The organism is Pseudomonas sp. P7759 (genome assembly GCF_013386445.1).
In the GTDB taxonomy this organism is placed as follows: Bacteria; Pseudomonadota; Gammaproteobacteria; order Pseudomonadales; family Pseudomonadaceae; genus Aquipseudomonas; species Aquipseudomonas azotoformans_A.
This window is the reverse complement of the sequence record NZ_JACART010000003.1, coordinates 149,062-161,818: the sequence shown is the minus strand read 5'-3', so window position 1 is coordinate 161,818 and position 12,757 is coordinate 149,062. Positions and strand designations below refer to the sequence as shown.

Here is a 12,757-nt window from a genome sequence, read left to right as displayed (position 1 = left end):
GACAGCATCAAACTTCCGGCCAGAACGCTCTAATACCTGCCACACCTTGGGCCCCCACTTCCCAAGCCTGCTCTCGCTCGGCAGGCCCCACCCCGCCCAACAGAAACACCGGTTTGCTGAACCCACGGATCAACTCTGCCGCCTGCTCCCATCCCAATGGCTGTGCATCGGGGTGAGTCTGGGTCGGCTGCACCGGCGACAGTGTGACGAAATCCACGTCCATCATTTCCGCCAGCGCCAGCTCCTCGGCATTGTGGCAAGACGCCGCCAACCAACGATCTTTAGGAAGCGGTCGACCTTTGCTCGCGTATTTACGCAGTTGCGCCGAGGTCATGTGCCAGCCGGCCGAAGGAAAATCCCCCAGCCATTCAAACGGCCCCTTGAGCATCAGTTGTGCCTTACCCGCGCACAGCCCCACCGCATCCACCGCGAGGTCACGGTATTTGGGGTCGTAGCCGTTGGGCGCACGCAGTTGCACCAACTTGATACCGCCAGCAATGGCTTTCTGAATACCCCGCAGTAACATCGGGGTTTCCAGTTCGCCAGGGGTGATCAGGTATTCAGCCGGTAAACGCGCCGCCGCCACAATCGGCGCATTGGCTGCCGGGAACTCGTAGTTGATCAGGTCCCGAGGAGCGACCCATTCCAACGGTTGCCCTTCAACACCATGAGGCTCGCCGGTAAACGCCGACACTTCCCAGACATCCAGCAACACCTGTTTGTCCGGATAGTCGTGCTGAACCTTGATCAGCGGCCGCGCGGTGGTGACCTGGATACCCAGCTCTTCCTGCAATTCGCGGGATAGCGCGCTGGCGACCGATTCATCGGCCTCCACCTTGCCGCCGGGAAATTCCCAGAGGCCGCCCTGATGCTGGGTATCGGCGCGGCGCGCCAACAGGATCCTGCCGTCGACACCGCGGATCACCGCGGCTGCTACATGCACTCGTTTCACCGCGCGTTTCCTCTTAGGTACGGTATTCCGCGTTGATCTTTACGTACTCGTGGGACAGGTCGGTGGTCCAGATGGTTTCGCTGCACGCGCCGCGACCCAGCTCGATGCGGATGGTGATTTCTTCCTGCTGCATCACCACCGAGCCCTGGGCTTCGGTGTAGGTCTCGGCGCGGGCGCCACGGCTGGCGATGCACACGTCACCGAGGAACACGTCGATCTTGCTCACGTCCAGGTCCGGCACGCCGGCACGGCCCACAGCGGCCAGGATACGGCCCCAGTTCGGGTCAGAGGCAAACAGCGCCGTCTTGATCAGCGGCGAATGCGCCACGGTGTAGCCAACGTCCAGGCATTCCTGGTGATTGCCGCCGCCATTCACTTCAACGGTAACGAACTTGGTGGCGCCCTCGCCGTCACGCACGATGGCCTGGGCGACTTCCATGCACACTTCGAATACGGCCTGCTTCAACGCCGCGAACAGCGGGCCGCTGGCCTCGGTGATTTCCGGCAGGTTGGCCTGGCCGGTGGCGATCAGCATGCAGCAGTCGTTGGTCGAGGTGTCGCCATCGATGGTGATGCGGTTGAACGACTTGTTGGCGCCGTCGAGGATCAGGCTGTGCAGAACGTCGCGGGAAACTTTGGCGTCGGTGGCGATGTAGCCGAGCATCGTGGCCATGTTCGGACGGATCATGCCCGCGCCCTTGCTGATACCGGTCACGGTCACGGTCACGCCATCGTGCACGAACTGGCGGCTGGCGCCCTTGGGCAGGGTATCCGTGGTCATGATGCCGGTTGCTGCCGCGGCCCAGTTATCCACAGACAGGTCGTCCAGCGCGGCTTGCAATGCGCCTTCGATTTTCTCGACGGGCAGCGGTTCACCGATCACGCCGGTGGAGTACGGCAGCACTTGGCTGGCGTCGACGCCGGTCAACTGGGCCAGCTTGGCGCAGGTGCGCGCGGCCGCCACCAGGCCTGGCTCGCCGGTGCCGGCGTTGGCATTGCCGGTGTTGGTCAGCAGGTAACGGATCGTGCCGGCAACGCGCTGCTTGGCCAGGATCACTGGCGCGGCGCAGAACGCGTTGAGGGTGAACACACCGGCGACGGTCGAACCTTCGGCACAGCGCATCACCACCACATCCTTGCGCCCAGGGCGCTTGATGCCGGCCGAAGCGATACCGAGTTCAAAACCGGCAACCGGGTGCAATGTGGGCAAAGGACCAAGACCAACAGCCATGAATGCGCTCCTTAAAAATCAGATGATGTCTGTGCCGTCGTAAGCGACGGCGAAATTAATGGCAAAACGCCGCGACGGCAGAGGCCGGTCGCGGCGCGGGGTGTTGCAGCGTCAGGCAAAAATCTTATTCGATCTGGCCGTGGCAGTGTTTGAACTTCTTGCCCGAACCGCAGTAGCACAGCTCGTTGCGGCCCAGCTTCTGGTCATTGCGAACCGGGGTTTGAGCCAGGGCCACGTCGACCTCTTCGCCCAATACCTCAGGCGCTTCCAGGCCCGGTGCTTCGTCATGCTGGAACTGCATGCGCGCAGCCAGAGCCTCGGCTTCCTGACGCAGGCGGGCTTCTTCCTCGATCGGGTCTTCGCGACGCACCTGAACGTGGGACAGCACGCGGATCGAATCGCGCTTGATCGAATCCAGCAGTTCGGAGAACAGCGTGAACGACTCGCGCTTGTACTCCTGCTTCGGGTTCTTCTGGGCGTAGCCACGCAGGTGGATGCCGTGACGCAGGTGGTCCATGGTCGACAGGTGGTCTTTCCACAGGTCGTCCAGCACGCGCAGTACGATTTGCTTCTCGAAGGTGCGCAGTGCTTCGGCACTCGCCTGCTCTTCTTTCTCGTTGTACGCGGCCAGCAGCTCGGTCATCAGCTTCTCGCGCAGCGTTTCCTCGTACAGGTGATCGTCTTCGTCCAGCCACTGCTGAACGGGCAAGTCCACACCGAAGTCGCTCTTCAACGCGGCTTCCAGACCGGCAACATCCCACTGCTCTGGCAGGGACTGTGGCGGGATGTGTGCGCTGACGGTAGCGTTGAGCACGTCCTGACGGAAATCAGCGATGGTCTCGCCAATGTTGTCGGCGGCCAGCAACGTGTTACGCATGTGATAGATCACTTTACGCTGTTCGTTGTTGACGTCATCGAACTCAAGCAGTTGCTTACGAATGTCGAAGTTACGGCCTTCAACCTTGCGCTGGGCCTTCTCGATGGCGTTGGTCACCATGCGGTGCTCGATCGCTTCGCCGGACTGCATCCCTAAGGCCTTCATGAAGTTCTTCACGCGGTCCGAAGCGAAGATGCGCATCAGGCTGTCTTCCAGGGACAGGTAGAAGCGGCTGGAACCGGCGTCACCCTGGCGACCGGCACGACCACGCAGTTGGTTGTCGATACGGCGCGATTCGTGACGCTCGGAAGCGATCACCTGCAGGCCACCGGATTCCAGCACGGCCTGGTGCCGTTTCTGCCAGTCAGCCTTGATCTGGGCGATCTGCTCAGGGCTCGGGTTTTCCAGTGCCGCGACTTCCACTTCCCAGTTACCGCCCAACAGGATGTCGGTACCACGACCGGCCATGTTGGTGGCGATGGTCAGTGCGCCTGGGCGACCGGCCTGGGCAATGATCTCGGCTTCTTTTTCGTGGAACTTGGCGTTGAGGACCTTGTGCTCGATGCCTTCCTTGTTGAGCAGGTTCGATACGTGCTCGGAAGTCTCGATGGTGGCGGTACCCACCAGGATCGGGCGACCCTGGGCCATGCCGTCCTTGATGTCGTTGATGATGGCCGCGTATTTCTCTTCGGCCGTCAGGAACACCAGGTCGTTGAAGTCTTTACGCGCCAACGGCTTGTTCGGCGGAATGACCATCACCGCCAGGCTGTAGATCTGGTGGAATTCGAACGCTTCGGTGTCGGCCGTACCGGTCATGCCGGACAGTTTGTTGTACAGACGGAAGTAGTTCTGGAAGGTGGTGGACGCCAACGTCTGGCTTTCAGCCTGGATGTTGAGGTGTTCCTTGGCTTCGATGGCCTGGTGCAGGCCTTCGGACAGACGACGACCCGGCATGGTGCGGCCGGTATGTTCGTCAACCAGCACGACCTGGCCGTCCTGCACGATGTATTCGACGTTGCGATGGAACAGCTTGTGGGCACGCAGGCCGGCATACACGTGGGTCAACAGGCCCAGGTTGTGTGCCGAGTACAGGCTTTCACCCTCGGCCAGCTCGCCGATCTGGGTCAGCATTTCTTCGACGAACTGGTGACCGGCTTCGTTGAGTTCGACCTGGCGGGTCTTCTCGTCGATGCTGAAGTGACCTTCTTTGGTCACCACGCCTTCCACTTCTTCGATGTGCTGCTCCAGGCGCGGAATCAACTTGTTGATTTCGGTGTACAGGCGCGAGCTGTCTTCGGCCTGGCCGGAGATGATCAGCGGGGTACGGGCTTCGTCGATGAGGATGGAGTCGACTTCGTCGATCACGGCAAAGTTGAGTTCGCGCTGGAATTTTTCATCCATGCTGAACGCCATGTTGTCGCGCAGGTAGTCGAAACCGAATTCGTTGTTGGTGCCGTAGGTAATGTCGCAAGCGTAGGCAGCGCGCTTCTCTTCCGGCGGCTGGAACGGCGTAACCACGCCGACGGTCAGGCCGAGGAATTCATACAGCGGGCGCATCCAGTTGGCGTCCCGGCGGGCCAGGTAGTCGTTCACCGTCACAACGTGCACGCCCTTGCCGGACAGTGCGTTGAGGTAAACGCCCAGGGTTGCCACCAGGGTCTTGCCTTCACCGGTACGCATTTCGGCAATCATGCCTTCATGCAAGGTCATGCCGCCGATCAACTGGACATCGAAGTGGCGCATGCCCATGACACGCTTACCGGCTTCACGGGCGACCGCAAAGGCTTCGGGCAGCAGCTTGTCGAGGGTTTCACCTTTGGCTATGCGGGCCTTGAACTCTTGGGTCTTGGCGCGCAATTGCTCGTCCGAAAGGGCAACCATCTGCTCTTCGAAGGCATTGACCAGCTGCACCGTCTTGAGCATGCGTTTGACTTCGCGCTCATTCTTGCTTCCAAAAAGTTTCTTTAACAAAGGCGCAAACATATCGGCAGGTTCTTCCACACATAGGGATGGAGGGCGCACCGTGAGTGGCCCGAGCAGCCCTCACGGCCGCATGCGAACGCGCATTCTACCCGGATTCGTGGGTGAGGAAAGTGGCGTTGTTCCCCGATGCTGGCATGGTGCTGTGAGAGGGCTTGTTTAAAATAAGGGCTTTTGTCGGAACTTCAACCCATGGAGCGAAGAAGTTACCAATTGATTTCATGAACAAAACCCTACGAATGCATTGGCTGGGGGCGTTCAGGCGCGTTCTGCTAAGATGGTGGCTCTGTTACTTAAGGTGTCAAATAATGGCGTTTCGCCCCTTATCAGCCCGCGCTCCCGCCGTGTTGCTTCGCGATGCCAAGCCGCTGAAAGCCATCTTTGGCCATGCGCAACGCCTGGGCCGCCTGCAACGACTGCTCGAAACCCAGTTGCAACCGGCCGCACGCGAACATTGCCGCGTGGCGTCCTGGCGTGAAGGCAACCTGCTGCTTATTGTCACAGATGGCCACTGGGCGACACGTTTGCGTTATCAGCAAAAACGCCTGCAGCGTCAATTGATGGCTTTTGATGAATTCGCCGGTTTGACACGCATCCAGTTCAAGGTGCAACCGCCCACCACCCAACCTGGCGTGGCGGAACATATTCATGATTTGTCGACCCATGCGGCCGAAGCCATTCAGGCAACGGCCGACGGGATCAGCAACCCAGGCTTGCGCGCGGCGCTTGAACGGCTGGCGGCCCACGCCAAAGCCAAGCCCTGAATCGCTACTTGCGTTTGCTGCCGCCCAACAACGACCCCAACAAACCACGGACCAATTGTCGCCCCATCTGATTGGCCGCTTGCTGCATTGCGGACTTCAGCGCCTTGCCTGCGGTTGTGCCGAGAAACGCCCCGGCCCTATCGGTGAAGCTAGGCTCCTCGGCGGCCGGTTTGGCCTCTTCGGTTGGCCCAAGCTCTTTGCGTGCCATCAGCACTTCATACGCGGACTCCCGATCAATCGGCTTGTCATACCGACCCTGCAACGGTGAACTGGCCACCAATGCAGCGCGTTCGGCTTCGCTGAGCGGCCCGATCCGCGATTGCGGCGGAGCGACCAGGACACGCTGGACGACTTCCGGCGTACCCTTTTCCTGCAACGTCCCCACCAGCGCCTCACCCGTGCCAAGCTCGGTCAATACCGAAAGGGCATCAAAGGCCGGGTTCGGCCGAAAACCGTCGGCTACGGCGCGCAAGGACTTCTGTTCCTTAGTGGTGAACGCCCGCAGGCCATGCTGGATGCGCAGGCCGAGTTGCGCCAGCACGCTGTCCGGCAGGTCGCCTGGCGACTGGGTGACAAAATACACGCCAACGCCTTTTGAACGGATCAGCCGCACCACTTGCTCCAGTCGCTCCTGCAACGCCTTTGGCGTGTCGGCGAACAGCAGATGCGCCTCATCGAAAAACAGTGCGAGCAACGGCTTGTCGGCATCACCGCGCTCGGGCAGTTGCTCGAACAGCTCCGCCAGCAGCCACAGCAGGAAGGTCGCGTACACCTTCGGCGCTTCGTGAACCAGACGGCTCGCGTCCAGCAGATGGATGCGACCACGCCCGTCACCCGTGGGCTGCAGGATATCTTCCAGCTGCAGGGCCGGCTCGCCGAACAAGGCTTCGGCGCCCTGCTGTTCCAGCACCGCCAGACGCCGCAACAACGCCTGGCTGGAACCGGTGGTCATCAGCGCCGCGTCTTCGCCCAGCAACTCCGGGTGATAGCGCAGATGATTGAGCAATGCCTTGAGGTCCTTCAAATCCAGCAGTAACAGGCCTTCGCGGTCTGCGACCTTGAACGCCGCGTAAAGCGCCGATTGCTGGCTGTCGGTGAGTTCCAGCAGGCTACCGAGCAGCAATGGGCCCATTTCGCTGATCGTAGTGCGCAACGGATGACCGGATTGCCCGTGGATATCCCACAGCGTGACCGGATAAGCCTTGGCCGTGTAATTGAGGAACGGCATGCCGGCGATGCGCTCGGCTACCTTGCCCTGCGGGTTCGCCGCAGCGCCCAGGCCGCACAAGTCACCCTTGATATCCGCCGCAAACACCGCCACGCCGGCATCACTGAAGGCTTCGGCCAGGCGTTGCAGCGTGACGGTCTTGCCCGTGCCAGTGGCACCGGCGATCAACCCGTGACGGTTGGCCAGGCGCATGGCCTGGGCGATGGGCTGGCCGTCGAGGCCGGCGCCAATTAGCAGTTGCGTGGAGTCAGGCATTTCGTCACCCATGGTTAATCTTTAGTGCGGCCAGGTCGATACAGAGAAGTGTGAGACCCACAAAGTCTAAAAATAGGTCAGATAGTTCCCACAGGGACCACCGGAACCATCACAAGAAGTATCACACCTTTTTTGACGCTGCCATTTTGCGCCTCCCATAAGGACGCGCTTCGGATATTAAGACCTTAGCGGACCCTACAAGCCATGAATAAAAATCTGCGCTTCAGCCACAAAATCCTGCTTGCAGCCTCCCTTATCGTCATCGCCGCATTCGCACTGTTTACCCTCTACAACGACTACCTGCAACGCAACGCGATACGCGACGATCTCAACAACTACTTGCATGAAATGGGCGATGTCACCGCCAGCAACATTCAAACCTGGCTTAACGGGCGTATAGCCCTGGTGGAAAACGCCGCGCAAAACATCGCCATCAACCCCGAGCCGTCCGCGGTTGCCAGCCTGCTGGAACAGAAAACCCTGACGTCCTCCTTCATGGCGACCTACGTCGGTGACAGCAAAGGTGCCTTCACCATTCGCCCCGACACCAAGATGCCGGACGGTTTCGACCCGCGTGTCCGCCCCTGGTACAAGGGGGCCCAGAGCAGCAACGGTTCAACCCTGACCGAGCCCTATATCGATGCGGCCACCGGCAAGTTGATCATTTCCGTTGCCACTCCCAGCAACCAAGGCACCCAAAGCATCGGCGTGGTCGGCGGTGACCTGAGCCTGCAAACCCTGGTGGATAACATCGGCGCGCTTAATTTCGGCGGCATGGGCTATGCGTTCCTGGTCAGCGCCGACGGCAAGGTACTGGTACACCCGGACAAAAACCTGGTGATGAAGACCCTGGCCGACGTGTATCCGAAAAATACGCCGAAGATCAGCGCAGACTTCAGCGAAGTCGAGGCCAACGGCAAAGACAACATCGTGACCTTCACTCCGATCAAGGGCCTGCCCTCGGTAAACTGGTACCTCGGCATTTCAGTCGATAAAGACAAGTCCTTCGCCATGCTCAGCGAATTCCGCACCTCAGCGGTCATCGCCACGCTTATTGCAGTGGTGATTATCATCGCCCTGCTCGGCATGCTGATCCGAATCCTGTTGCAACCGCTGCATGTGATGACCCGCGCCATGCAAGACATCGCCGATGGCGAGGGCGACCTGACCCGCCGCCTGACCATCCAGAACCACGATGAATTCGGCACGCTGGGTAACGCCTTCAACCGTTTCGTGGAGCGCATTCATACGTCGATCCGCGAAGTGTCTTCGGCCACCGAACAGGTAAATGAAGTGGCACTGCGGGTGGTCAGCGCCTCCAACTCGTCGATGGTCAATTCCGATGAGCAGGCCAATCGCACCAATAGCGTCGCCGCCGCCATCAATGAACTGGGCGCTGCGGCCCAGGAAATCGCGCGCAATGCAGCGCAGGCCTCCCATCAGGCCAGCGATGCACGGCATCTGGCTGAGGATGGCCAGCAAGTGGTGGAACGCAACATCAAGGCGATGAACCAGTTGTCGTCGATGATCAGCGCCTCCAGCAGCAACATCGAAGCCCTCAATAGCAAGACGGTGAACATCGGCCAGATTCTCGAAGTGATCACCAGTATTTCCCAGCAAACCAACCTGCTGGCATTGAACGCCGCCATCGAAGCGGCGCGTGCTGGGGAAGCCGGGCGTGGGTTTGCGGTGGTCGCGGATGAAGTTCGCAACCTGGCGCATCGCACTCAGGAATCGGCGCAACAGGTGCAGAAGATGATTGAGGAACTGCAAGTCGGCGCACGGGACTCGGTCAGCACCATGGGTGAAAGTCAGCGCCACAGTCTTGAAAGCGTCGATATCGCCAACCTGGCCGGCGAACGCCTGAACAGCGTGACCCAGCGCATCGGCGAAATTGATGGCATGAACCAGTCAGTCGCCACCGCCACTGAAGAACAGACCTCGGTGGTGGAGTCGATCAACATGGACATTACCGAGATCAACACCCTCAACCAGGAAGGTGTGGAAAACCTGCAATCCACGTTGCGTGCTTGTGCCGATCTGGAACAACAGGCTGCACGGTTGAAACAATTGGTTGGCAGTTTCCGGATCTGATCAGGCGTCCTTAGTCTCGGACTTGGCCCGCTCCTGCTCCCATAGTTCGGCGGCACCCGGAAATTCGGTGCCGTCCTCGCTGCTCAGGTCATCCGGGTCGTATCGACTCAAACACCCCTCCCCTAATGTGGCGGGGGCTTTTGAGGTGGCTTTGTCCAGCGGATCACTCATGACTCAATCCTCGGCAGCATAAAGAAAAAGGGCCTGGGACGATTTAACGCCCAGGCCCTTCATTCTTCAATCACAACAGTTCCGTCAGAACACGACGGTCTTGTTGCCGTGCACCAGCACGCGGTCTTCCAAGTGGTAACGCAGGCCACGGGCCAGCACCATCTTCTCGACGTCACGGCCGAAACGCACCATGTCTTCAATGCTGTCGCTGTGGCTGACACGCACTACGTCCTGCTCGATGATCGGACCGGCGTCCAGTTCTTCGGTGACGTAGTGGCAAGTAGCACCGATCAACTTCACACCCCGCAGGGACGCCTGGTGGTAAGGCTTGGCGCCGACGAACGACGGCAGGAAGCTGTGGTGAATGTTGATCACCTTGCCAGCGTATTCGCGGCAGAGTTCCGGTGGCAGGATCTGCATGTAGCGCGCCAGCACCACCACGTCGGCTTCGTGCTGCTTGACCAGACGCGAGACCTCGGCGAACGCCGGCTCCTTGTCCTGCGGGTTGACCGGCACGTGGTAATACGGGATGCCATGCCACTCGACCATGCTGCGCAGGTCATCATGGTTGGAAATCACACAGGCGATCTCGCAGTCCAGCTCATCGCTGTGCCAGCGATGCAGCAAGTCGGCCAGGCAGTGGGATTCACGGCTGGCCATCAACACCACGCGTTTTTTCTGCTCGGTGTCGGTGATATGCCAGGTCATCGAAAACTCTTCGGCGATGGGCGCAAACGCGTCGCGGAAGGCATCAAGACCAAAAGGCAGCGAATCGGCACGAATCTCGTGACGCATGAAGAACCAACCGCTGAGATTGTCCGAGTGATGACTCGCCTCGGTGATCCAACCGTTGTGGGAGGCCAGAAAGTTACTGACCTTGGCAACGATGCCAACCCGGTCCGGGCAAGCAATCACCAGCCGAAAAGTGCGCATTAGGGGGAAACTCCAGAACTTCGCAAAGGCCGCCATTCTAGCGATTACGCAGGAAAACTGCAGTATTCGTTGACGCTTATTCTGATCGCTGGCCGACGGCTTGCCCCTTAATAGCCTATGGTTTTACCACCTTTATATGAATCTACTCCCTCAACCTACGGCTATTCCCCGTATTTCAACGAGATTATCTTAAGGCATACGCCCTAGTAATTAACTCGAATGCATAGCAATGCTACAAACATTCAAAGTAATTCACATAAATGCGAGCTTAAATGTTTACTTGGGCAAACTGCCTGACTATTATTGGGCCACTATCCCTGTCAATCAGCGCTCTACATAAGGTAGTCCACATGTCTCTGATCAACGAATACCGTGCCACCGAAGAAGCTATCAAAGAGCTGCAAGCCCGTTTGAAGAACCTGTCCCAAGACGACAAACTGCAAACCGAGCTGGAATTCGAAGGCAAACTGCGCGCCCTCATGGGTGAGTACTCCAAATCCCTGCGTGACATCATCGCGCTGCTGGATCCAGAATCGAAAGTTAAAGCTCCGCGTGGCGCTGTGAAAACTACCGGCACCAAGCGTGCTCGCAAAGTCAAACAGTACAAAAACCCACACAACGGCGAAGTGATTGAAACCAAAGGTGGCAACCACAAAACCCTGAAAGAGTGGAAAGCCAAGTGGGGCGGTGACGTGGTTGAAGGCTGGGCTACCCTGCTGGGCTAAGGCTCGCCAGGCCTGCGCCTGATACGCGATACATTAAAAACGCCAGCTTGCTGGCGTTTTTTATTGCCTGTGTATTGTATGAGAGCCGACTACAGATTCACCTTATGGGCCAGCGCATCGGCATACTCCTGCCACTGCTCAAGCACCTGCGCCTGAAAAGGCGTCGCACTAACGGCAAATTCCTGTTTAGCCTGCTTAAATGCTGCAAGGGTATTTGGCGCGCCCCACTCTGGGTCCGACAAACGTTGCTGACAGAAAAGCTGCCAGCGTTGTTGCTCCTCACTGTTCAAGGTATCGGGGAAGTTACGCGCTCGGTAGCGAAACAGTAATTCAGGTAAACGATGATCATCAAAAGGCCATTGCTGGCGAGCTAATTGCGCAGGCTCAGCCATCCGGACTTGTTCACATAAGCGCCGATCACGATCTCCGATAAAGCCATCGTAAAGCTGTTGCTCCGGGTCTGAACTCGGCGCGAAATCTTCCTCGGCATAAATGGCCGCCAACTTATCGCGCCAAAGTTCCTGTGCGTCAGTTAGCCGCAGGGCGCGCGCCTGATAAAGATCCATGTCCAAGTGCAGACGCTCACGATCTTCTGCCCGAAGCACATTCAAGGGAGCAACCACAGGGCAGCGATTGATGTGCACCAACTTGAGCGGCACCGGCAACTCGCCCTCGGCAAGATCGTCACGACGGGTATAGAGACGCTGACGCAAGGTTTCGGCATCCAGGTCCAACAACCCTTGAAGATCGAGCCCAAGGTCGCAGACGATCAGTGCATTGCGATTGCGTGGGTGCCACGCCAATGGCAATACGACGCCCAGGTAATGACGCTCGGCGGAAAAACGCCCGGAGATGTGCACCATGGGTTGCAGCAATCGCACCTGGTCCATCACCGCCTGCTTGCTGCGCAGTTGAAATAGCCACTTATACAGCTTGGGCTGTTTCTCACGAACCAATCGGGCCAGGGCAATAGTGGCTCGCACGTCGGACAGAGCATCGTGCGCCTGGCCATGGTCGATACCGTTGGCTTCGGTCAGGCGCTCCAGCTTGAGCGTGACGCGCCCATCCTGTTGCGGCCATTCAATACCCTCCGGGCGCAGGGCGTAGGCGGTGCGGATCACGTCGATGAGATCCCAACGACTGTTACCGCCCTGCCACTCGCGTGCGTAAGGGTCGAAAAAGTTGCGGTACAGGCTGTAGCGCGTCATCTCATCGTCAAAGCGCAAGGTGTTGTAGCCAGCGCCACACGTACCCGGAGCCGCCAGCTCGGCATGCACCCGAGTCATGAAGTCGGCCTCGGCCAAGCCTTTTTCCGCGAGGATTGCGGGAGTGATCCCGGTAATAGCGCAGGCGACGGGATGGGGCAGGATATCGTCGCTGGGCTGGCAATAAAGATTGACCGGCTCGCCGATCTCATTGAGTTCGTGGTCCGTTCGAATGCCCGCTACCTGGAGCGGGCGATCACTGCGCGGATTGATGCCGGTGGTTTCATAGTCGTACCAGAAAATGGAGGTCACGGGCTATTCCTGTACTGAAGATCGACAAAG

General features: G+C 59.0%; 9 protein-coding genes and 1 pseudogene. 4 read left to right on the top strand and 6 right to left on the bottom strand.

Translation table 11 applies throughout. The annotated features are described in order from the left end of the window. Positions 1 to 7: 7 nt before the first annotated feature. The 3 genes from HX823_RS01450 to secA all read right to left on the bottom strand — a co-directional run bounded on the left by HX823_RS01450 (position 8) and on the right by secA (position 5,043). The gene (locus HX823_RS01450) at positions 8 to 952 is read right to left on the bottom strand and encodes a Nudix family hydrolase (RefSeq protein WP_177073967.1); all 945 of its coding nucleotides are present in this window, start codon (positions 950 to 952) and stop codon (positions 8 to 10) included. A 13-nt stretch (positions 953 to 965) separates the two neighbouring features. Then, positions 966 to 2,183 carry a bifunctional glutamate N-acetyltransferase/amino-acid acetyltransferase ArgJ gene (gene argJ / locus HX823_RS01445; RefSeq protein WP_177073966.1) on the bottom strand — a complete coding sequence of 406 codons (1,218 nt, stop codon included), beginning with the start codon at positions 2,181 to 2,183 and terminating at the stop codon, positions 966 to 968. Positions 2,184 to 2,307: 124 nt separating this feature from the next. Then, on the bottom strand, positions 2,308 to 5,043 hold the full coding sequence (gene secA / locus HX823_RS01440; protein WP_038845958.1) for a preprotein translocase subunit SecA: 2,736 nt from the start codon (positions 5,041 to 5,043) through the stop codon (positions 2,308 to 2,310). 305 nt (positions 5,044 to 5,348) lie between these two features. Here secA and HX823_RS01435 point away from each other — a divergent pair, with 305 nt between their 5' ends. After that, on the top strand, positions 5,349 to 5,804 hold the full coding sequence (locus HX823_RS01435) for a DUF721 domain-containing protein (protein ID WP_033898507.1): 456 nt from the start codon (positions 5,349 to 5,351) through the stop codon (positions 5,802 to 5,804). 4 nt (positions 5,805 to 5,808) lie between these two features. Here the strand turns inward: HX823_RS01435 and HX823_RS01430 are convergent, their stop codons facing one another. Next, positions 5,809 to 7,287, bottom strand: coding sequence for a helicase HerA-like domain-containing protein (locus HX823_RS01430; protein WP_038845986.1), 1,479 nt, complete (start codon positions 7,285 to 7,287; stop codon positions 5,809 to 5,811). A gap of 204 nt (positions 7,288 to 7,491) precedes the next feature. Here HX823_RS01430 and HX823_RS32220 point away from each other — a divergent pair. Continuing rightward, positions 7,492 to 8,523 (top strand): annotated as a pseudogene (locus HX823_RS32220) (cache domain-containing protein); the annotation flags it as partial. A 93-nt stretch (positions 8,524 to 8,616) separates the two neighbouring features. Next, a complete protein-coding gene (locus tag HX823_RS32215) occupies positions 8,617 to 9,381 on the top strand; it encodes a methyl-accepting chemotaxis protein (protein WP_370590840.1) in 765 nt (254 codons plus the stop codon). Positions 9,382 to 9,636: 255 nt separating this feature from the next. Here the strand turns inward: HX823_RS32215 and purU are convergent, their stop codons facing one another. Continuing rightward, positions 9,637 to 10,485 (bottom strand): formyltetrahydrofolate deformylase, encoded by an 849-nt coding sequence (purU, locus tag HX823_RS01420; protein WP_010208067.1) that lies wholly within the window; start codon positions 10,483 to 10,485, stop codon positions 9,637 to 9,639. Between the two features lie 350 nt (positions 10,486 to 10,835). Between purU and mvaT the strand changes: the two genes are divergently transcribed. Then, positions 10,836 to 11,210 (top strand): histone-like nucleoid-structuring protein MvaT, encoded by a 375-nt coding sequence (mvaT, locus tag HX823_RS01415; RefSeq protein ID WP_016970296.1) that lies wholly within the window; start codon positions 10,836 to 10,838, stop codon positions 11,208 to 11,210. Between the two features lie 89 nt (positions 11,211 to 11,299). Here the strand turns inward: mvaT and sbcB are convergent, their stop codons facing one another. After that, entirely contained in the window at positions 11,300 to 12,727 is a 1,428-nt protein-coding gene (gene sbcB, locus HX823_RS01410) for an exodeoxyribonuclease I (protein ID WP_177073964.1), read from the bottom strand. Positions 12,728 to 12,757 lie beyond the last annotated feature (30 nt).

Coding starts and splice junctions, on each gene's coding strand:
- HX823_RS01435 (WP_033898507.1), top strand. CDS start 5,349: ATGGCGTTTCGCCCCTTATCAGCCCGCGCTCCCGCCGTGTTGCTTCGC.
- HX823_RS01430 (WP_038845986.1), bottom strand. CDS start 7,287: ATGCCTGACTCCACGCAACTGCTAATTGGCGCCGGCCTCGACGGCCAG.
- HX823_RS32215 (WP_370590840.1), top strand. CDS start 8,617: ATGGTCAATTCCGATGAGCAGGCCAATCGCACCAATAGCGTCGCCGCC.
- secA (WP_038845958.1), bottom strand. CDS start 5,043: ATGTTTGCGCCTTTGTTAAAGAAACTTTTTGGAAGCAAGAATGAGCGC.
- purU (WP_010208067.1), bottom strand. CDS start 10,485: ATGCGCACTTTTCGGCTGGTGATTGCTTGCCCGGACCGGGTTGGCATC.
- argJ (WP_177073966.1), bottom strand. CDS start 2,183: ATGGCTGTTGGTCTTGGTCCTTTGCCCACATTGCACCCGGTTGCCGGT.
- mvaT (WP_016970296.1), top strand. CDS start 10,836: ATGTCTCTGATCAACGAATACCGTGCCACCGAAGAAGCTATCAAAGAG.